The organism is Shimia haliotis (genome assembly GCF_900114415.1).
GTDB classification, from domain to species: domain Bacteria; phylum Pseudomonadota; class Alphaproteobacteria; order Rhodobacterales; family Rhodobacteraceae; genus Shimia; species Shimia haliotis.
Genome location: NZ_FOSZ01000002.1, coordinates 83,699 through 101,878, shown reverse-complemented (window position 1 = coordinate 101,878; position 18,180 = coordinate 83,699). Strand labels below are relative to the sequence as shown.

General features: G+C 61.3%; 27 protein-coding genes. 20 read left to right on the top strand and 7 right to left on the bottom strand.

The window, feature by feature from the left end; genetic code table 11:
- Positions 1-161 precede the first annotated feature (161 nt).
- Positions 162-386 (top strand): AbrB/MazE/SpoVT family DNA-binding domain-containing protein, encoded by a 225-nt coding sequence (locus BM069_RS05815; RefSeq protein ID WP_093321644.1) that lies wholly within the window; start codon positions 162-164, stop codon positions 384-386.
- Complete coding sequence (locus tag BM069_RS05810) at positions 383-793, top strand: type II toxin-antitoxin system death-on-curing family toxin (RefSeq protein ID WP_093321641.1); 411 nt, start codon at positions 383-385, stop codon at positions 791-793. Before BM069_RS05815 ends, BM069_RS05810 begins: the two co-directional genes overlap by 4 nt.
- Positions 794-816: 23 nt before the next feature.
- Here BM069_RS05810 and BM069_RS05805 read toward each other — a convergent pair whose 3' ends face one another.
- Together BM069_RS05805 and BM069_RS05800 are read right to left on the bottom strand one after the other, a co-directional pair.
- Complete coding sequence (locus BM069_RS05805) at positions 817-1,230, bottom strand: type II toxin-antitoxin system VapC family toxin (RefSeq protein WP_093321639.1); 414 nt, start codon at positions 1,228-1,230, stop codon at positions 817-819.
- Entirely contained in the window at positions 1,227-1,508 is a 282-nt protein-coding gene (locus BM069_RS05800; RefSeq protein ID WP_093321636.1) for a hypothetical protein, read from the bottom strand. Before BM069_RS05800 ends, BM069_RS05805 begins: the two co-directional genes overlap by 4 nt.
- A 188-nt stretch (positions 1,509-1,696) precedes the next feature.
- Between BM069_RS05800 and BM069_RS05795 the strand changes: the two genes are divergently transcribed.
- From BM069_RS05795 to BM069_RS05785, 3 genes are all read left to right on the top strand, one after another.
- Positions 1,697-2,230, top strand: a complete 534-nt coding sequence (locus BM069_RS05795) for a hypothetical protein (RefSeq protein WP_093321634.1) — start codon at positions 1,697-1,699, stop codon at positions 2,228-2,230.
- 451 nt (positions 2,231-2,681) lie between these two features.
- A complete protein-coding gene (locus BM069_RS05790; RefSeq protein WP_212611515.1) occupies positions 2,682-4,013 on the top strand; it encodes a site-specific DNA-methyltransferase in 1,332 nt (443 codons plus the stop codon).
- Between the two features lie 97 nt (positions 4,014-4,110).
- Positions 4,111-4,458 (top strand): VanZ family protein, encoded by a 348-nt coding sequence (locus BM069_RS05785; protein WP_093321629.1) that lies wholly within the window; start codon positions 4,111-4,113, stop codon positions 4,456-4,458.
- 3 nt (positions 4,459-4,461) lie between these two features.
- On the opposite strand, the gene BM069_RS19785 is transcribed toward BM069_RS05785, so the two are convergent.
- From BM069_RS19785 to BM069_RS19780, 4 genes are all read right to left on the bottom strand, one after another.
- Positions 4,462-4,734: a DUF3489 domain-containing protein gene (locus tag BM069_RS19785; RefSeq protein WP_093321626.1), complete on the bottom strand. Its 273-nt coding sequence runs from the start codon at positions 4,732-4,734 to the stop codon at positions 4,462-4,464.
- A 92-nt stretch (positions 4,735-4,826) separates the two neighbouring features.
- Positions 4,827-5,216, bottom strand: coding sequence for a hypothetical protein (locus tag BM069_RS05775; RefSeq protein ID WP_093321624.1), 390 nt, complete (start codon positions 5,214-5,216; stop codon positions 4,827-4,829).
- Between the two features lie 102 nt (positions 5,217-5,318).
- Complete coding sequence (locus BM069_RS05770) at positions 5,319-5,603, bottom strand: hypothetical protein (RefSeq protein WP_093321621.1); 285 nt, start codon at positions 5,601-5,603, stop codon at positions 5,319-5,321.
- Positions 5,604-5,620: 17 nt separating this feature from the next.
- Complete coding sequence (locus tag BM069_RS19780) at positions 5,621-5,797, bottom strand: hypothetical protein (protein WP_170846688.1); 177 nt, start codon at positions 5,795-5,797, stop codon at positions 5,621-5,623.
- A gap of 102 nt (positions 5,798-5,899) precedes the next feature.
- On the opposite strand from BM069_RS19780, the gene BM069_RS05765 reads away from it, so the two are divergent.
- The 9 genes from BM069_RS05765 to BM069_RS05725 all read left to right on the top strand — a co-directional run bounded on the left by BM069_RS05765 (position 5,900) and on the right by BM069_RS05725 (position 14,631).
- The gene (locus tag BM069_RS05765; protein WP_093322767.1) at positions 5,900-6,112 is read left to right on the top strand and encodes a DUF7220 family protein; all 213 of its coding nucleotides are present in this window, start codon (positions 5,900-5,902) and stop codon (positions 6,110-6,112) included.
- A 309-nt stretch (positions 6,113-6,421) separates the two neighbouring features.
- Positions 6,422-7,363 carry an MraY family glycosyltransferase gene (locus BM069_RS05760; protein WP_170846687.1) on the top strand — a complete coding sequence of 314 codons (942 nt, stop codon included), beginning with the start codon at positions 6,422-6,424 and terminating at the stop codon, positions 7,361-7,363.
- A gap of 47 nt (positions 7,364-7,410) precedes the next feature.
- A complete protein-coding gene (locus tag BM069_RS05755; RefSeq protein WP_093321615.1) occupies positions 7,411-7,908 on the top strand; it encodes a hypothetical protein in 498 nt (165 codons plus the stop codon).
- Complete coding sequence (locus BM069_RS05750) at positions 7,814-9,877, top strand: terminase gpA endonuclease subunit (protein WP_093321612.1); 2,064 nt, start codon at positions 7,814-7,816, stop codon at positions 9,875-9,877. Before BM069_RS05755 ends, BM069_RS05750 begins: the two co-directional genes overlap by 95 nt.
- 5 nt (positions 9,878-9,882) lie before the next feature.
- Positions 9,883-11,505, top strand: coding sequence for a phage portal protein (locus tag BM069_RS05745; RefSeq protein ID WP_093321609.1), 1,623 nt, complete (start codon positions 9,883-9,885; stop codon positions 11,503-11,505).
- Positions 11,502-11,762 carry a hypothetical protein gene (locus tag BM069_RS05740; RefSeq protein ID WP_093321607.1) on the top strand — a complete coding sequence of 87 codons (261 nt, stop codon included), beginning with the start codon at positions 11,502-11,504 and terminating at the stop codon, positions 11,760-11,762. Before BM069_RS05745 ends, BM069_RS05740 begins: the two co-directional genes overlap by 4 nt.
- A complete protein-coding gene (locus tag BM069_RS05735; RefSeq protein ID WP_170846686.1) occupies positions 11,759-13,096 on the top strand; it encodes a S49 family peptidase in 1,338 nt (445 codons plus the stop codon). The genes BM069_RS05740 and BM069_RS05735 overlap by 4 nt, the downstream gene beginning before the upstream one ends.
- A 16-nt stretch (positions 13,097-13,112) precedes the next feature.
- Positions 13,113-13,484 carry a head decoration protein gene (locus BM069_RS05730; protein ID WP_093321604.1) on the top strand — a complete coding sequence of 124 codons (372 nt, stop codon included), beginning with the start codon at positions 13,113-13,115 and terminating at the stop codon, positions 13,482-13,484.
- 115 nt (positions 13,485-13,599) lie between these two features.
- Complete coding sequence (locus tag BM069_RS05725; RefSeq protein WP_244503545.1) at positions 13,600-14,631, top strand: major capsid protein; 1,032 nt, start codon at positions 13,600-13,602, stop codon at positions 14,629-14,631.
- A gap of 29 nt (positions 14,632-14,660) precedes the next feature.
- On the opposite strand, the gene BM069_RS05720 is transcribed toward BM069_RS05725, so the two are convergent.
- A complete protein-coding gene (locus BM069_RS05720; RefSeq protein WP_093321601.1) occupies positions 14,661-14,840 on the bottom strand; it encodes a hypothetical protein in 180 nt (59 codons plus the stop codon).
- Positions 14,841-14,867: 27 nt separating this feature from the next.
- On the opposite strand from BM069_RS05720, the gene BM069_RS05715 reads away from it, so the two are divergent.
- The 6 genes from BM069_RS05715 to BM069_RS05690 are packed head-to-tail and all read left to right on the top strand — an operon-like array spanning position 14,868 to position 18,176.
- Positions 14,868-15,281 (top strand): hypothetical protein, encoded by a 414-nt coding sequence (locus BM069_RS05715; protein WP_093321599.1) that lies wholly within the window; start codon positions 14,868-14,870, stop codon positions 15,279-15,281.
- Complete coding sequence (locus BM069_RS05710; RefSeq protein WP_093321596.1) at positions 15,278-16,090, top strand: hypothetical protein; 813 nt, start codon at positions 15,278-15,280, stop codon at positions 16,088-16,090. The genes BM069_RS05715 and BM069_RS05710 overlap by 4 nt, the downstream gene beginning before the upstream one ends.
- Position 16,091: 1 nt before the next feature.
- Positions 16,092-16,631, top strand: a complete 540-nt coding sequence (locus BM069_RS05705; RefSeq protein ID WP_212611514.1) for a phage baseplate assembly protein V — start codon at positions 16,092-16,094, stop codon at positions 16,629-16,631.
- Between the two features lie 13 nt (positions 16,632-16,644).
- Positions 16,645-16,857, top strand: coding sequence for a hypothetical protein (locus BM069_RS05700; RefSeq protein WP_093321595.1), 213 nt, complete (start codon positions 16,645-16,647; stop codon positions 16,855-16,857).
- A gap of 9 nt (positions 16,858-16,866) precedes the next feature.
- A complete protein-coding gene (locus BM069_RS05695; RefSeq protein ID WP_093321592.1) occupies positions 16,867-17,292 on the top strand; it encodes a GPW/gp25 family protein in 426 nt (141 codons plus the stop codon).
- The gene (locus BM069_RS05690; protein ID WP_093321590.1) at positions 17,289-18,176 is read left to right on the top strand and encodes a baseplate assembly protein; all 888 of its coding nucleotides are present in this window, start codon (positions 17,289-17,291) and stop codon (positions 18,174-18,176) included. The genes BM069_RS05695 and BM069_RS05690 overlap by 4 nt, the downstream gene beginning before the upstream one ends.
- Positions 18,177-18,180 lie beyond the last annotated feature (4 nt).

Below are 18,180 nucleotides of genomic sequence, written 5' to 3'. Positions count from 1 at the left end.
TCTGGCTGATATTCTGACGCGGAACAGCGAGATGGCATCGAATTTGGTTTTGCTGGAAGTAAGGGCTTCGTCATGCGGGGTGGAGGTGTGCTGCCATGGCGCATCGTTGACTGCCAAGCTTGATGGTCGTATATACCGGTGTATTCACGAAGGAGCCCGTCATGTTCGAAACCCGCATCCGCAAAGTCGGCAACTCAGCAGTGGTTACGCTTTCAGCGGAAATGCTCGCAGCACTCGATGCCCGCGAAGGAGACACGGTTTACTTGGTCCGCGGCGACGATGGCAGCCTGAAGATCACGCTACAGAATCCTGAACTGGCCGCGGCTCTCGCTGCGGCGCAAATCGTCATGGACGAAAACCGTGACATGCTGCAGGCGCTTGCGTGAGCGAGCCAGTGTGGGCGCCGTTGCAGGCGGTTCTGATCATCCATGATCGCCAAATTGCGCGCCACGGCGGTGCGTCAGGCATGCGCGACATCCAGCTTCTCGAGGCGGCGGTGGAGCGTCCCCGCAACAAGGCTGCCTATGGCGAGCCGAGCCTTGAGGCAATTGCCGCGGCTTATGCGTTTGGGATTGCGAAGGCGCATGCCTTTGTTGATGGCAACAAGCGGACAGCCTTTGTGACTTCCGCCACGTTTCTGCGTCTAAATGGTTTTGGCTTGCGTCCAGATCCGCTCGACGGCGTTAGGGCGATGGAAGACTTGGCCTCTGGCTTGATGTCCGAGGAAACCTTCGTAGCTTGGCTTGGCGGGCTGAAGTTCGCAATTGTCGCCCGCAGTGAGACGCCGACATAGCGTGGTGATGAGGTCGCACTTACTCAGTCTGCGAAGGGATTGAGGATGTCGACGCCAACGCCCTGCACATCCGTTCCGTTTCGGGTGACAAAGATGAGACCATTGGCTCTCGCGGTGGCGGCAAGTAAGGCATCGATGACAGGAAGTGGACGAATAGCATTCATCCGACCCCACTCATCGGCTACTTGCGCGTCTACATGGAGAACGCGGTCGCCAAATCCAGAGATTACTTCTTCCAACCACGCTTCCAAAGCCTTTGCTTTTTGTGGATCGCGACGCCTCGCAAGTTCGATACCCCTACGAATTTCGCCGAGAACGAGCGCGCTAGTCCAGAGTTCATCCTCGTCCACCTTTGCCCACCAGGCGGCAACCGCCGGGTCGCATCGGTCGCCTTTGCGCAGCTCGGAGATGACGTTGGTGTCGATCAGGTAACTCACAAATCAATCTCACGACCGAAATCGCTTGGACGATCAAGCTCGATACCCTCCAAGGGTGCAGAGGCAAGAAGCGCCTTGAAGCTTTTGGAGGGTGAGCGCGTGATCTTTTGGCGCAAGATCGCGCGGGTGGCATCGTGCCGCGCTGGATCGCCAAGTGCGTTGGCAATCTCTCGAACCAAGCTCGCATCTTCTTTGCGCACTTGGACCTCCACCCGGACAAAACCGAGTGCCGCCTGGCGCTTACGCCATTGGGTCGTGTTGGACTGACTTGTGATCATGACGCTCTCCTTTCCGGAAACATTTACCGGAAAAATGTGACGGGCGCAATGTTATCCTTTTGAAGCCTGTCAACCCCTTTCGTTCCAGCGGGACACTTTTCAGCGGGACATTGGAAGGCGAGACAGATCCGGTCCAGGAGGCTATAAAAACGATATACTCGGTGTCGTGTGCGTGAGAGGCAGGGTCCATGAATGTCATCATCCGCGACCTCGATCAGACCCGTATCCACTTCGAAGCCGCGGTCGCCCGACTGGGGGAACAGACGGCAACTCGGGCCTTCAATCGTGCACTGAACAGCGAGGGCAACAAGGTCCGCACCCAGGTGCGCCGTGCCCTGCGTCAGCAAACAGGCGCAAAGGCCGCGCTCATCAACCGTGAGACACGCTCGATCCGATCGACGTTCTCAAACCTGATTTACACGATTGAAGCCCGCGGCGATTATCTGGGCCTGTCGCATTTCAGCCCACGGCAGTTTGCCTACGGTGTGCGTGCCAAGCCCTGGGGCCGGTGGCAGCGGTTTGACAGTGCCTTCCTCGTGGGCTCGCTTGCCAACAACGCCTTCGTGCGCGAGGGGAGTGCCCGGCTGCCGATACGGAAAATGTTCGGCCCAGCCATCCCGAAAGAGATGGTGCAGGATGCAACACGCGACGCATTTGAGGCCGCGCAGCCCGATGTGCTGGCCGAGGCCACGCGTCAAATTGAGCAGCTTTTGGACGTGTGAAGGCCGAGCGGGACAAAAAAGGTGAGTCTTTCCAATGGCAACAAGAAAAGAAAACAGCGGGACATTTATTTGTTGGACCGCGAGTCTTGACCGCGATAAAACACTTGCAAGGGCCAAATCAGCGTGCTGACGGGCCACGACACAGACAGACGGGGGACCCCTTGGGTCCCTTCGTAGAGAAAGTTCGATGCGGGGCCGCCGCCTCGCGATATTTGAGCCTTTTTTATCGTTTCAAAAACCCATTTCGCTTCGTTTCAAAGAGGGTCAGCCTCAATGAAATCAGGGGTTTAGGCCCTTAATTGGCGAAATGCACCCCCCTGAAACCCACTTCGTTTCGCGCAAGCTGAGCCCCGATCAGACGCGCTAAACCTCAATAAAACATGGACGTTTCGCTTGCTGCGAAACGAAATGACCCCCTGCGGTTCGTTTCGTTTCAGCGGGGCGTTGGCCCATGCCCGACAGGATCCCGATGACAGCCCAATCCAAAATCACCCCGCAGGCCTGGCCCGCGGCGCGGGTCGAGATGTGGCAGGTGGCCGATTTGGTCCCCTACGCAAAAAACGCCCGCCAGCACCCACCGGAGCAGATCGACCAGATCGCGGCCTCGATGGAGCGGTTCGGCTTCACCATCCCGATGCTAGTGGCCGAGGACGGGACGATCATCGCGGGCCACGGCCGGTTGATGGCGGCGGCCCAGCTGGGACTGGCCGAGGTGCCGGTGATGGTGGCGCGCGGCTGGTCGGAAGAGGATCGGCGGCTCTACACGCTGGCCGACAACCGCCTCGCGGAAATCGCCGAGTGGGACCCGGAGATGCTGCGCATCGAGATCGGGGAGCTGCGGGAAGATTTCGGGATCGAGGACATGTCGCTGATCGGCTTCAGCGCCGAGGATCTTGCGGAAATTTTGCCCGACGCGCTGATCGACACCACGGGCGGCCTGACGGACCCCGACGATGTGCCGGAGGTGCCCGAGGCCCCGATCACACGCCCCGGCGATGTCTGGGTCATGGGCAAGCACCGGCTGCTCTGTGGCGATAGTACGGTGGCCACCGATGTTCAGAAGGTCCTGGGCGATGTGAAAGCCGATCTCTGCTTTTGCGATCCGCCCTACAATGTGGACTACGCCGGCGGCGTTGGCGCCGAAAAGGCCGGAAAGGGTCGGCGGATCAAGAATGATGCCTTGGGCGATGGCTTCGGTCAGTTCCTCTACGATGCCTGCGTGCTGATCAACGCGCACACCGATGGCGCGGTCTATATTTGCATGTCGTCGAGCGAATTGCAGACGCTGCAATCGGCGTTCAAGTCTGCTGGTGGTCATTGGTCGACCTTCATCATCTGGGCAAAGGACCGGTTCACGCTGGGTCGCGCCGATTACCAACGCCAGTATGAGCCCATCCTTTACGGCTGGCCCGAGGGCGTTAAGCGTCACTGGTGTGGCGATCGTGACCAGGGCGATGTCTGGAACATCGAACGGCCCCACAAGAACGATCTGCATCCGACGATGAAGCCGGTGTCCCTAGTCGAACGCGCGATACGCAATTCGAGCCGCAAGGGCGATCTTGTGTTCGATCCTTTCGGCGGCAGCGGCACCACGCTCATCGCCGCCGAAAAGACCGGGCGGCACGCGTCCCTGATTGAGCTCGACCCGAAATACGTGGATGTCATTGTCCGCCGCTGGCAGGAGTTCACGGGTGAAACTGCGGTGCTGGAAAGCAGCGGCCAGAGTTTTGATGATCTGAACTCCGGCGAAACCATGCCGGTCGACGCCGAAGCAGGGGCCTGAAGAGGCTACGCCATTGACACTCCATGCAAATACCGCGCTGATGGGCGCTCACCCAGAGGAGCGATGTGTGGCGCAAGGGTACAAGAAATTGAGACGGATGGCGATCGGCAGCGCGGCAACAATGGTACTGGCGGCCATCATCGCCGTGCTCACCCTGGCGCCGATGCCTTCTGGCGGCCCTGCGGGGTCTGACAAGCTTTACCACGTCCTGGCATTTGCCTGTCTTGCTTTCCCCCTGCCGCTTGTGAGGCCGCGCTGGACAGTTTGGGTTATTCTGGGCGTGATCGCCTACGGAGGTGTCATTGAGGTGATCCAGCCCTTCTTCGGCAGGCAGGCCGAATGGGTTGATCTCGTCGCTGATGCGATCGGTGCTGTTGTGGGTGCGGTGACTGGAACCGCTCTGTCACGTTACATTCTGACGCCGCCACACTATCGGGGTTCCTGACGGTTACTTTTCCAAGCGGTAGACCCGGCCTCGCTGATCCTCTTTCTCGGAGGTGATGGTCAGCCCGAGCTTCTTTTTGAGCGCGCCGGACATGGCGCCTCGTACGGTGTGACCCAACCATTGTGTGGCCTCGACCAGCTCTTCAATAGTGGCGCCTTCGGGCCGCGACAGCATGTCGATCATGATCTGCTGCTTAGTGACACGAGGGGCCTTGGGGGCCGAGGCGTCCTGTTCCTCGGGTATCTCGGGGTTAGTGGTCTGTGTCGCCTTGGCCATAGTGTTCTCCGTCAGTTCGGCGCGGCAGCATGCAACGCCTTCTACTGCCGAAAGCCCGCCACGCGGGCGGGCTGGCTCGGTCTCGCGCAAGGTCAGTGCTGCTCTTCCATTGCAGCGGTGACTGCGAAATGCTGAACCCAGCCGGTTAGGTAAGCTAGGCCAGCGGGAATTCCGTCGCTGCGCTCTGTCGCGCGGGTAATGCGCCAGTCCTGCCATTTGGCAATGGCGGCTTCGCAATCCGGCGCGCCGCAGTGAAGTGCGCCAACCACCTCGTCCGCGAAATGCCGCCCCGAGCGGCTATCGAGGAAGTCGCGAATGCCGATCATCTCCTCCTCGGAGGTGGCGTTGACGGCTTGGGCGATTAGCCGGCTGGCGAGGATCCAGATGTCGGCCATGCGCCGATCGCGTTCGGAGCAGTTGGTCAGGGTTCCAAAGAACCCGTAATCGGTGTTGCGGCTGGGAAGGACGGTGGCGTTGGTCATGGCGGACTCCGCGGGCTGAGTTGCGTCTCGTTCTATGAGGTCAGAGTCGCTCCACTGAGCCGAAAAGTATAGCAAAATCAGTGTTCTATTGTTGCTAATTGATCATTCGGCGTGGTCCGGAAAATCGACCCAGCCGCTGTCTTGCCAGATGTAGAGATACGAGAGCTCGCAGGTCGGACGGGGCAGGATGCGGGGCGCGCGGGGCGGATCAAAACAGTCCAATTCGTCGGCCCGAACTTGGCGGATTTCCCGAGCGGCGAGGATGTCCTCGGGCGTCCAAGCCGCCAGCGCGGGCAGCATGTGCGCGGGGTAGCCGTAGAAATGCGTATAAACATGGGCCCATTCCTCGGGTCCGGTCTGGATAGCGATTTGTGCGCGGGTGCTCATCGTTGGGTCCCTCAGTTCTACTGGTCGATCATGGCGAGGATGGCGATGGCCATGCCGCCGAGGTATTCGCTGCGGCGAAATACAATCTCGTCGATGTGGTTGGCATCCGTGATGGCCGGATCGACCGTCAGGTCGGCAGCCATATGCGGCAGGAGTTTGGCGGCGGCTTCGTTGTAACGTTCGGCGATGGTCATGGGCGAGGTCCTTGGGTGCGTCGTTTGCGTTCAGGAATCTTCGCTCTGACGGCCAAGTATATCCACTATAATCGTAGCAATTACATGGCTTTAGAGGCGCGCATGGCGCAATCAAAACGCGGGTCGCTGATCGAGGCCGTGACCAACACGGTGGTGGGCTACGCGTTGGCGGTTGCCACGCAGTTCGCAGTGTTTCCGGCCTTTGGGTTGCGCGTCGGTGTGGTCGAGAACCTTGGCCTTGGGCTGATCTTTACAACCGTGTCGCTTGCCCGTGGTTACGCCCTGCGCCGGCTGTTCAACCGCTGGAGGCTCTGACAAGGCGCCAACGGCAGATACACCATCGAAGTGTTGTAAAAATGTAACGGGGGGGGGTAGAGGAACTTCGTCGATCTGGCGCGTTGGAAATATTGTGCCGATTGGGCTAATCGGACTGCAATCAATCTGAAACCCTTCTGCTGTAATTAATTGGGGCGGCCCTTGGTTCACCAAGCCATGTTGCATTTTGAATGGCACGAGTTCGCTTTGGCTGCGCTTTCGTTTGGCCTTTGCGTGTCGATTGTCCTTTTGCGCTCTCGTTTCCCGCGGCTCAGCGGGCGCAGGGAAGACTTACGGGCGGTGCAATCCATGCACACGCGGCTCACCCCACGTGTTGGGGGCGTTGCGATCTTCGGTGCACTGGGTTTGAGCGTGATCTTTGCGCCCGTTTCAATCTCTGGGCCTTATGCCAATTTCGTTCTTGCGAACTCGCTGCTCTTCGTGGTGGGGCTGGCAGAGGACCTTGGTTTCCACATGTCACCACGCAGGCGCATGTTGGCTGCCATGGGCGCGAGTTTGCTGGCGATCTGGCTCTTGGGCGTTTGGCTTCCACGCGCCGGCATCCCCGGGCTTGACCTGCTTGTCAATCACTGGGTGATCGGCGTTCCGTTAACCCTTCTGGTGACGGCAGGGATCGCAAACGGTTTCAACCTGATCGATGGGGTGAACGGCCTCGCGTCTATGACGGCTATCGCAGCAGCTATTGCACTGAGCTATATTGCAGAGCTGGCAGGCTACGCCACGATGGTCCACCTCTCGATGATGATTGCCGCAGGGATATTCGGGTTCTTCCTCGTGAACTATCCCTTTGGTCTGATTTTCCTCGGCGATGCTGGGGCATACACCATCGGATTTGTGCTGAGTTGGTTCGGAATAGCGGTTCTGCTCAATGCGCCTGATGTCTCGCCCTGGGCCATTTTGCTGACACTTTATTGGCCCGTGGCTGATACATTGCTGGCTATCTATCGCCGGTCTCGCAGAAACAAGGACGTTTCCGCCCCGGATCGGTTGCATGTGCATCAAATGGTGATGCGGGCTTTGGAAATCTGCATCCTCGGCCGAAACCGGCGTCAAATTGCAAACCCGCTCACGACACTTGTCTTGTCGCCCTTCGTCATCGCACCGCCAATCGCGGGTGTGCTGCTGTGGAACCAAAATCAGAACGCGTTTCTGGCCGTCGTGGTCTTTGGGGTGCTGTTCTTTGCGAGTTATGCGGCGGCGCCCGGTCTGATCCGCCGGTTCCGCCGATAATAACGGGAAGATCGACTGTCCTCCCGTATTGAGCAGGAGGCAGCTTGATGTCCGAACCTCGCACGCGCGGCCAAACCATCACGGTATCCCAGGCCGCGGCCCTGCTCGGTCGCTCGGACCGCTGGGTCCAGGGCCTGGTCAAATCTGGTTACATGGATCGGGCACAGCGGGGAGAATACACTCTGGTGGGCGTGATCCGCGGGGCGCTGGCCTATTACGAAGACCAACTCTCCAAGAACAACAAGGCCGCGGTCGCAAGCCGTGCCACAGAAGCGCGCACGCGCGAGATTGAACTCAGGATCCAGGAACGCAGCCGGGAACTGATCCCGATGGAGGATGCAAAGGCCGTCGTGGGTGAGATGGCGGCGCTGGTGCGGGCAGAGCTTGCCGGACTTGCCGCGCGGTACACGCGCGATATGGAGGCGCGGCGCGCGCTCGAAGAGGTGATCGATGGCGCGCTGGGACGTATTGCAGGGGCGGCCGACAAAGCAGGGGCAGCTCTGGTCGCTGGCAGCAGCGATCTGGAGGCCGAGCGAGAAACGTGACCCGGCGCCTTGGGCGGCCGCACACAGAATATACCCGGAAACTGCCGGTATTCCCGGCCCCCGTGATCCGGGGCTGACGCCCTACATGATCCCATGGTCTGCGGCCGTGCATCGCGGCGGCTATCGCCGGGTGGTGGCGGTGACTTCGGCACAGTCGGGCAAGACCGACAGCATGCTGGACATAATCGGCGCCCGGCTCGACCAGCGACCGGCACCAATATTGTACGTGGGGCCGACGAAGGAGTTTCTGACTGACCAGTTTGAACCGCGGCTGATGGCGCTATTGGACGAGGCCGACACGCTGGCAAACAAGGTGGTGCGCGGCCGCCGAATGAAAAAGACGCTGAAGCATGTCGCGGGCGTCCGGCTGCGTCTGGCGCATGCCGGCTCCTCCACGGCCCTGAAGTCTGACCCTGCCGCGCTGGCGCTGATCGACGAATACGATGAGATGATGGCCAATGTGAAAGGCCAAGGCGATGTTCTGGGCCTCGTGGAAGCCCGCGGTGAAACCTATGCCGATTTTGTGACGGCAATCACCAGCACACCGGCGCGAGGCCTCGTGGAAATCGAACCGGATGACACGACAGGCCTTGAGTTCTGGGCGCGATCGGCGCCGGAGGATCTCGAAAGCCCGATCTGGAAACTCTGGCAGGAGGGGACGCGGCATCACTGGGCCTGGCCGTGCAAACACTGCCGGGAGTTCTTCGTTCCCCGGTTCAAGCAGCTGCGCTGGCCGGAACGCGCCACGCCCGCGCAGGCCAAACTCGCCGCGACACTGGAATGCCCCCGCTGCGACGGTCAACACAGCGAGGCCGACAAGCCCTGGATGAACGCGCGCGGCGCAATGGTGGCGCCAGGACAGCGGGTCGAATTAAAGGATGACGCCCCGCGAGTGACCGGCGCGCCCGCCGACAGCTCGACGCTGTCGATGTGGACATCGGGGCTTTGCTCGCCCTTTGTCACCTGGGGGCAGCGGGCCGAAACATATCTGACGGCGCTGCAATCAGGCGATCACGACCGCATCCAGACGGCGATGAATGCGGGTTTTGGCGAATGCTACGCTATGACAGCCTCGGGCGATGTGCCGGACTGGCAAGAAATCATGGAACGTCGCGAGCCCTACCGGCCGGGCGATGTCCCCGCGGGCGGCTTGCGCCTCGTGATGGGCGTGGACGTGCAGAAGTTCAGTCTGGTCTATGTGATCCGGGCCTTCGGGGCGCGGGGCACGTCCTGGCTGATCGACAATGGCCAGCTTTACGGGCCCACGGAAGATGACGATGTCTGGTCCGCGCTGGCGGACCTGATGCTGACGCCGGTGAGCGGCATGCAGATCGAGAAGGTCTTTGTGGATTCAGGCTTCCGGCCGGACAAGCCGGAGCTGGGGAATGAGCACAAGGTTTATGAGTTTTGCCGCCGCTACAGCTGGCTGTGTGCGCCGACCAAGGGGAAGGATGTCCAGAGCCCGCCATACCGCGTGTCAAAAATCGAGGTGAAGCCCGACGGCAAAAAAGCGCTCTATTCGATCGACCTGGTGACGCTCTCGACGGATTTCTTCAAGTCGCTCGTGATGTCGCGCATTCGTACACCGGCCGATCAGCCTGGGGCGTTTCATGTGCATGAGGCGGTGTCGGAGGATTACTGCAAGCAGCTGACCTCGGAGGCGCGGGTCGTGGTTGAGGGTAAGCCTATCTGGGTGAAACGCTCGCGCAACAACCACTTTCTGGACTGCGAGGCACTCTGTGCGGCCATTGGCTACACGCTGAACGTCCAGCGCATTCCGGAAGGGATCGAACGCAAAACCTCAATCGAGGCATCCGTACCGGATGGGCATGACCCGACACAGGTAACGGCGCCAGAGCCTGACGGATCAAAGGCGCCGCCGCCGGCATCGCGCTCCTCCCCAGGACGCGGCGGCAGCGGCGCTCTGCGCGGGCGGTTTGCCCGCCATGGCAGCAGGCTGAATGGATAACGCACATGTCCGTGATCGCAAAGTTGAAAGATCTGCTGGCTGAGGCACTGCCTCCGGCGGCAGGGCCGGAGGGGATGAACCTCCCCAGACCCTCCGGCAAATACATGCGCGGTGGACGAGGCGTGACCTTTGCCGGCTGGAAGCCCACCTTGCGCGAGGCGCAGGATGATATTGGTGAGGCCTGGGACGATGCCGCGGCTCGGGTCAACGATCTGCTGCACAACAGCGGCTGGCTGGCCGGCGCGCTGGAACAATGTGTGGCCAACACCGTCGGTACCGGGCTCCAGCTGAAAGCACTGCCGGAGAACGAGACTTTTGGCATGACGCCGGTCGAGGCCTCGGACTGGGCCAAAACGGTCGAGCGTCGCTTTGAACTATGGGCGCGCAATGCCCAGGAATGCGATATCCAAGGCCTTCGGACCTTCGGGCAGATGCAGGCCGCTGCCTTCCGCTCCTGGATCATCACGGGCGAAATCCTCGCCGAACTGCCCTGGCGCAAGCGGCCGTGGAACCGATATGGGACAAAGGTGCGCCTGCTTCCGCCGCAGCGGCTCTCGCGCAAGACGGAAAGCATGCGGCGGCTGATCAACGGGGTCTATACGGATGCCGATGGCATGCCGGTGGGTTACCGCGCGATCCGAAAGGACCTGTTCAAACACGACGTGGAATATGACGTGCGCGCCCGCGATGCCGCGGGACGCCCGCGGGTGATCCACATCTTTGAGGGGGCGCCGGGCACGCATCGCGGCATCTCGCCCTTGGTGCCGGCGCTGCAGGTTGCCCGTCAGTTCGACCAGCTGGCTGATGCCACGCTGATGGCCGCGATCGTGCAGACGCTCTTCGCGGTGACCATCACTTCGGACGAGCCGACGGAACAGGTGCTCCAGGGGCTGCTGACGCCCCAGGAACAGGCGCAGATGTTGGCACAGGGCATCTCGCCGATGGAGGCCTATATTGAGATGGTGGCGGGCTATTATGACGGCAGCACGTTGGATGTGGGGATTAACGGCCGCTTGGCCCACCTATTTCCGGGTCAGGAGCTGAAGTTCCATACCTCGAACCACCCGTCTTCGGATTACGCGGCCTTTTCCATGCATTTGCTGCGTGAACTCGCGCGGTGTCTGGGGCTGACTTATGAAAGCGCCACGGGTGACAATGTGGGGGCGACCTATTCCTCGCTGCAGGCGGCAACGACAGAGATCTTCGCCATCACCAAGGCCCGCCGGCGCAACATCATGGCGCCGTTTTGCCAGCCGATCTACGAGGCCTGGCTCGAGGAAGAGATTGAGGCGGGCAGCCTGCCGTTTCCCGGTGGAATTGCGGGTTTTCTTGCCAATCGCACAGCGGCCTGTCGTGCGGAATGGCGGGGCGATCCCAGACCGCAAGCTGACGATCTCAAAAAGGCCAAGGCGCACGAGGTGTGGAAACGGCTCGGCGTGATGTCGGATGCGATGATCTGTACCGATCTCGGGGCGGATGTGGACGATGTCTACCAGCAACTCGCCCAAGAACAGGCGCTGCGTGCCGAATACGGCCTGCCCGAGCCACAGATGATGGGGGCGCAGGGCGGTGGGCCGAGTGCGGCCACAGATGGACAGGACGACGCAGGCGATGAGGCCGAGGTATGACGATCAGCATCGATGAGGCGGATCCCTGCGCCGCAGCGGCCAGCCTTCGCCAGGTCTATGTCCGGCTTGTCGCCGGCGAAGGGGCCATGGAGGTGCGGTTCCGCGCCGGATCAAACGGGGTGGAACGCTCCGTCACCTATCACCGAGCGCATCCCGACCGGCTTTTGGCGGTCATTCGCGGTTTTGAAGAACAATGCGCCCGACTGCAGGGCCGCGGTCCGCGACGCTTTGCACTTGGAACAGGAGGGGTGAGGTGACGGAACCACCCGATAACACAAGAACCTCTGCGGGGCCGTCTCTGGCGCAGATTGCCGGCCGCGTTCTGAACCGACCACTGCTTTTGCACCCCGACAAGGCCGATCTGATCCTGCATGTGCTACAGGGACGGATTGGCATTGAGCCGCTGCAAACCGTCACGCCTGAGACCAACAGGTTCGTCGGCACATACCGCCGCGACAATGGCAGTATCGGGTCCATGCGCGTGGAAAACGGGGTCGCTATCCTGCCGATCGTCGGCAGCCTGGTGAACCGCGGTGCCTGGATCGGGGCCAGTTCCGGCCTGGTGTCCTACGAGGGCATAGCTGCGCAGCTGCGCGAGGCGGAAGCCGACCTGGATGTCCGTGCGATCCTGATGGACATCGACAGCCCGGGCGGTGAAGCGACCGGCATGTTTGCCACGGCCAAGCTGGTCAGTGCGGTCAATAAGACTAAGCCAGTCGTCGCGTTCGTGAACGATGTGGCGGCCTCTGCTGCCTACGGCATCGCGAGCGCAGCCAGTGAAATCATCGTCTCACCCACCTCGATGGTGGGATCGATTGGCGTGGTGCTGACCCATCTCGATCGCTCAGGCGAGCTCGAGGACCGCGGCGTCAAACCGACGCTTATTCACGCAGGCGCGCACAAGGTGGATGGCCACCCATTTGGGCCGCTGTCAGACGCCGTGCGCGCCGATCTGCAGGCCGAGGTTATGAAAATCTACCACCAGTTCGTCGGCCTTGTGGCCGAGGGCCGCGCCGGTCGGATCAGTCCGGACGCGATCCGTGCAACGGAAGCCCGCACCTATCTGGGCGCCGATGCCATCTCCCAGGGCCTCGCTGATCGCATGGCGAGCCTTGAGGAGGTGATCGGCGCGCTCTCGCAACCGCCCTCCGGGGCAAGCCCCCAGAGAAAGGGAGGAGCCATGACGAAAACACCCCAAAGTGAGGCGCCCTCGAGTGACGTCTCTGCTATCAGCCCCGCAGATCTGCGGGCGGCTGTCGATGTAGCCCGGACGGAAGCCCATGCGGCTGGCGTCAGCGCCGGTAAGGCAGAGGCTACCGCGCGCATCAAATCCATTCTGACGGCGCCGGAAACGGACGGCCGTGAAGCTCAAGCGCTCGTTTTGGCGCTCGAGACCGAAATGACAGCCGCCGACGCTGCTAAGGTGCTGGCAGCCTCGCCGAAAGCCAATATGTCAGCCTCTATCGCCGACCGAGCCGCCCAAGAGACGGAACTCGGGGCCGAAACTCCGGCCGATCACCGCAACCGATCTGAACGCAGCGCGGCTGGGTGGGCAAAAGCCATCACCCAAGCCAATGCGCGCTTCAGCTGAATAGGAGAGACAGTCCATGACCGTTCTCATCGAAGGCCGGCATCCCGGCGAATTCCTGATGACCGAGGCCAATGGCCAGCGCTCGCGGGAAAACATCACCATCGCCAGCGGCGCAGGCATTATCGCCCCGGGCACTGTGCTTGGCAAAATCACCGCGACCGGCAAATATCTGGCCAGTGCCGTCGGCGCGACCGATGGTAGCCAGACGGCCGTGGCGATCGCGCTCTATGGCTGCGATGCCACGGGCAGTGATGTTGGCATTGCCGCGATCACGCGGGATGCCGAGGTCAATGGCAAGATCCTGACCTACCACCCCGACCGCGATCAGGCGGCAGAAACGGCCGCGGCCCAAGCCGATCTCGCGGCTGTCGGGATCATCGTGCGGTAACCACCGCCAACTGTCCCCATTCCTTACATTTTGAAATCGATCGCTTGCGCCCTCGGGCAGCGGGGTGATCTCGCGTGGCCATTCGCTGGCGCGCCGACGCAATAAAGGACCTCCCATGTCGATCCTCAATATCTTCAGTCAGGACGCCTTCAGCGTCATGCGGCTCACGGATGCGCTTCGTGAGATCAAATATACCCCGTCCCGTATTGGGCAGATGGGTCTCTTCCAGACCACCAGCATCGACACGCTCGACATCGCGATCGAGAAGGACAAAGAGCAAAACCGCATGCTGGTCTCCGCGAGCCCGCGCGGCGGCCCGGGCCAGACCTTCGACAAATCGAAGCGCGCCGTGCGCATGCTGAAGGTGCCGCACTTCCAGGTCGATGATGCGATCTATGCCGACGAGGTGCAGCAGGTCCGCGCCTTCGGCCAGGAGGTGGCGGTCGAGCGGCTGCAGCAGAAAATCGCAGACCGAGCAGCCGAGGCGAGCCAGTTCTTCGCGCTCACGGAAGAATACCACCGGCTGAACATTCTCAAGACCGGCCAGTTGCTCGATGCTGATGGCTCGGTTTTGTTCGACTATTTCACCGAGTTTGGCGAAAACCAGCAGGCAGTGGTGGATTTCGATCTCGATAATGCCAGCGCCGCCGATGGGGCACTGCGCAAGAAATGCGCGGGCGTCATCCGCCAGATGGCCGGCATCCTCGACGGGCTGCCCTATACGGGCATTATGGCGCTTTGCGGAGATGCCTTCTTTGACGATCTCATCGCCCATCAAGAGGTGCGCGAAACCTACAAGGGCTATGCGGACGCTGCCTCGCTGCGCAACGCCTATATCAATGCGGGCAATTCCGGCATCTACGGTGCCTTCGAGTTTGGCGGCATCACCTGGATGAACTATCGCGGTGGGCAAAATGTCGGCATCGACACCGACAAATGCCATCTCGTGCCCTCGGGCGTGCCTGGGCTCTTCCGCACAGTCTACGCTCCGGCGGACTACATCGAGACGGTAAACACGCCTGGCCAGCGCCTCTACGGCAAACAGTGGGAAATGCAGAACGGCAAAGGCGTGAACCTCGAGTTCCAGATGAACGCCCTGCATTACTGCACGCGGCCGCGGGTCCTGATCCCGGGTAAGCGGACGTGATCAAATGGGACGGACATCTCACTTGAACATCAGCGGCTTTCATCTTTGGGTTGGTCACTGAATTTAGCAGATTCATAGGCTTCAACGGCGTTCACTAACTCTTCAAGCCAAACCTCGTCCTTTGATCCGGGGACGGCGTTCCAAAGCCGTTCGATTTCCTGAAGAGCCTGTCGATGTTCTTCGTGGTTCGTGATCAGCACGGTTTTCATGTGCTTTCCCCCGGTGGTGATAATCTCATGTCTCTTTTCAATGACTTGGATGCGTATGCCAGCGCAGCGGTCAAGGGCGTTTTCGCCGAACCAGCCCTTCTGCGCCCGCGTGTGTCCACGCAATACGCGGAACGCAGCGCTGATCCAGGCCGCGCAGAGTCAACCACCTACGGCATATTCTCAGCTGGCCCCGCGCAGGAGGATTTACGCGGGCAAGCGCGTGGTGGGCAAATGTCGGGCACGACCAAGCTGTCCACCACTGCCGCCGAGCTCTGGATCGCCAAGGCGCAGGTGGATGCGTTGACTGCGCTGCCGATCACCGGCGACGCGGTTGTCCTGACGGCACGCAGCAGGCAGCCGAGCTATGCGATTTCAAGGGTTGCCACCTCGGATCTGGGGGATCTGACCCTGATCCTTGTTCGAGAGGATGAAACTTCATGAGCCTGACCCGCCTTGTCATGCGATTGGCTGCGGCTCGTGCGCTGCGGGATCGCACCTTGGCGGGCACCCGGGTGTTCGACAGCGCGGTCGACCCAATCGACCAGACCATCGCCGAAAACCGCCAGCCACTTCTGGTGCTGACCACGGATGAACACGAGGCCGACATTACTGGTCGCGATCTTGCTGGGGGCGCGCAACGTTGCGATCTGATCATCGAACTTGCCATCGCCGCGCGGGTCGAGGTGCCTGCCCGTGACGGTCAGGGCGGCCAGATCACCATCGCCATTCCGCACACAGATGAGGGGATGGAACTGACGCTCGACATGATGGAGCATCAGGTCATCACCTCGCTGACGCGCGATGACAGTGCCTGGGCGCGCGCCTGGATGAAACTGGTCCCCCGCGTGTCCCGGCGGCTTTCACGTCGCGGGGCCTCCTCAGAAAACGGCGTGCGCTTCGCAGCCCGTCAACTGGTTCTGACCTGCGATCTGGTCGACACGCCAGCGGTGGGGGCGGATATCCTGCCCGGCACCGCCTGGGGCGAGGTTCTTGCACTGATGGAAGCGGATCAGACATTGGCGCCGATCGCGGCCATGCTACGCGAGCAGATCGAGGGTAATGATGTCCCCGATTGGGCGCGCACTGCGCAGATGCTGGGTGTTCCACTGGACGTCATGGATCAGCTTGGCGTTATGCCCGCGCTCGACGATCAAGGCGATCCAGTGCCCTTGGATACAGTAATCTTCGATGAAGAAGGCGACCGTGTGACCACAATTGATGCGTCGATCACTGCGGCAGCGGGGTCCTGACATGGCCATCCGCGAATTGGTGGAACTCGCCGCGCGCATCGCCGAGCTCGAACGCCGCTTCTCGGGTATGATGCGGCACGGCACTGTGGCTGAGGTTGACACCGAGGCCCAACGGATCCGGCTGGACTTCGGCCCTGCGCATGGGATTTCGGGGCGGTTTCTGTCGCCGTGGATCCCCTATGCACAATTCTCGGGCGCCCTGCGGGTCCATACACCGCCCAGCATCGGGCAGCAGTTCACGGCGATGTCGCCGAACGGGGATTTTCAGCAAGCAGTCGCCGTGCCGCTGACCCACTCGAGTGGTAACCCGTCGCCCTCGACGGCAGCCGACCAGAATGTGCTGCACTTTGGCGCTGTCACCGTGACCCTGGCCGAAGATAGCCTCGAGATCGCCGTCGGCGGGGTCCGTTTCAAGGTTGACGGCGCCAACGTTGAAATCACCGGCGGCGAGGTCCGCCACAACGGAAAGAATATCGGCGACAGCCACATCCATAGCGGCGTGCGCTCCGGACCTTCGGTCACGGGCACTCCCGCAAACTGACAAGGACAATCCAATGCCACGCTACGCCATCACCGAAACCGCCGGCCGCTTTGTGGCGGGCCAAACCAATACGGGCGTTGGGACAATCCTGACCCTCACCGAAAAACAGGCCGAACACGAGGTCCGCCTCGGTTCTCTGCGCGCGCTGGATGTCAAACCCGCTGCCAAAGCCGCGAAATCCGAAAAAGCTGCGGCAAAACCTGACGCCTCCGAGGCAAAGGAATAACCCAAAACTATGGCCCGCCGTTCCCCCAATCCGTCGGTCGGTCTGAATGCCACGACAGGCCGTATTTTGGAGGGCTGGCCGCATGTGGTGCAAAGCCTGCAGGATATCTTCACCACACGGTTTGGCAGCCGGGTCATGCGGGAATGGTATGGGTCTTTCGTGCCGCATCTCATGGGGCGCACGATCAGCCCAAACGAGGTCACGCCCTTTTTCGCAGCTGTGACCTCGGCCATCGAGCAGTTCGAGCCGCGCTACCGGGTGACGCGCATCCAGGTCGTCGAGGTCACACGCGCGGGCGCCTTGCACGTCTTCCTCGAGGGTGAATACCGCCCCCGTGCGATGTTCGGTGATTATACCGTAGAGGGCGCGCGCCGCATTGATGCCTATGCCAATCCCGATGGCGTCCTGATCGAAACCCGTGAGGCCCTGGCATGAGCCGCTTTACCGCCATCAATCTGGCCGGTCTGCCGCCGCCTGATGTGATCGAGACGCTGGACTACGAGACCATCGTAAGAAACATGCGCGATGATCTTGTCGCGCGATTTCCGGATATCGCCGGCGTCATCGATCTCGAAAGTGAGCCCGCGCGCAAGCTGATCGAGGCTTTTGCCTACCGCGAACTTCTTCTGCGCGCGCGGATCAATGACGCCGCCCGGTCCGTGCTCCTAGCCTCCGCCTATGGGTCAAACCTCGATCATCTGGCAGCGCTTTTCGCCACAGCGCGTATGCAGGTCGAGGATGAAACCGGCAAGCTGGTTGCTGAAGACGATGCACGCCTGCGCCGTCGGGTGCAGTTGGCGCCTGATGCTTTTTCGGTCGCGGGACCAGAGGGGGCTTATGTCTATCATGCCCTTAGTGCCGCCCCTTGGGCGCGAGATGCCACCGCGATCATGACCACGCCGGGCCGGGTGCGCGTGACGATGTTGCGAGCGGGCGATGACCCAGTACCGAGCCTCGAAGAACGCGAGATCGTCCGCCTGTCGCTCATCGACAATAATGTGCGGCCACTCACGGACATGGTTGAGGTCCTGGGGCCGTCGGTGCATCCGGTGACGATCAACGCAACATTGACGCTTTATCCCGGCCCAGACGGTAACCTGGTGCGCGATCGCGCGCTCACAGCGCTGACCACTTGGGTGGAAAGCAACCGCATGCTGGGCATGAACCTTCGCCGCTCGGCCATCTTCTCAAAACTGCACCAGGAAGGCGTACATTCGGTGGACCTGATCTCGCCGGCAGAGGACCTCGTTCTGTGGCCAACCGAGGTCTACGCCGTCGAGGCGATTACCATCACGGTCGCAGATCTGCGCGACGCGTAGGAGC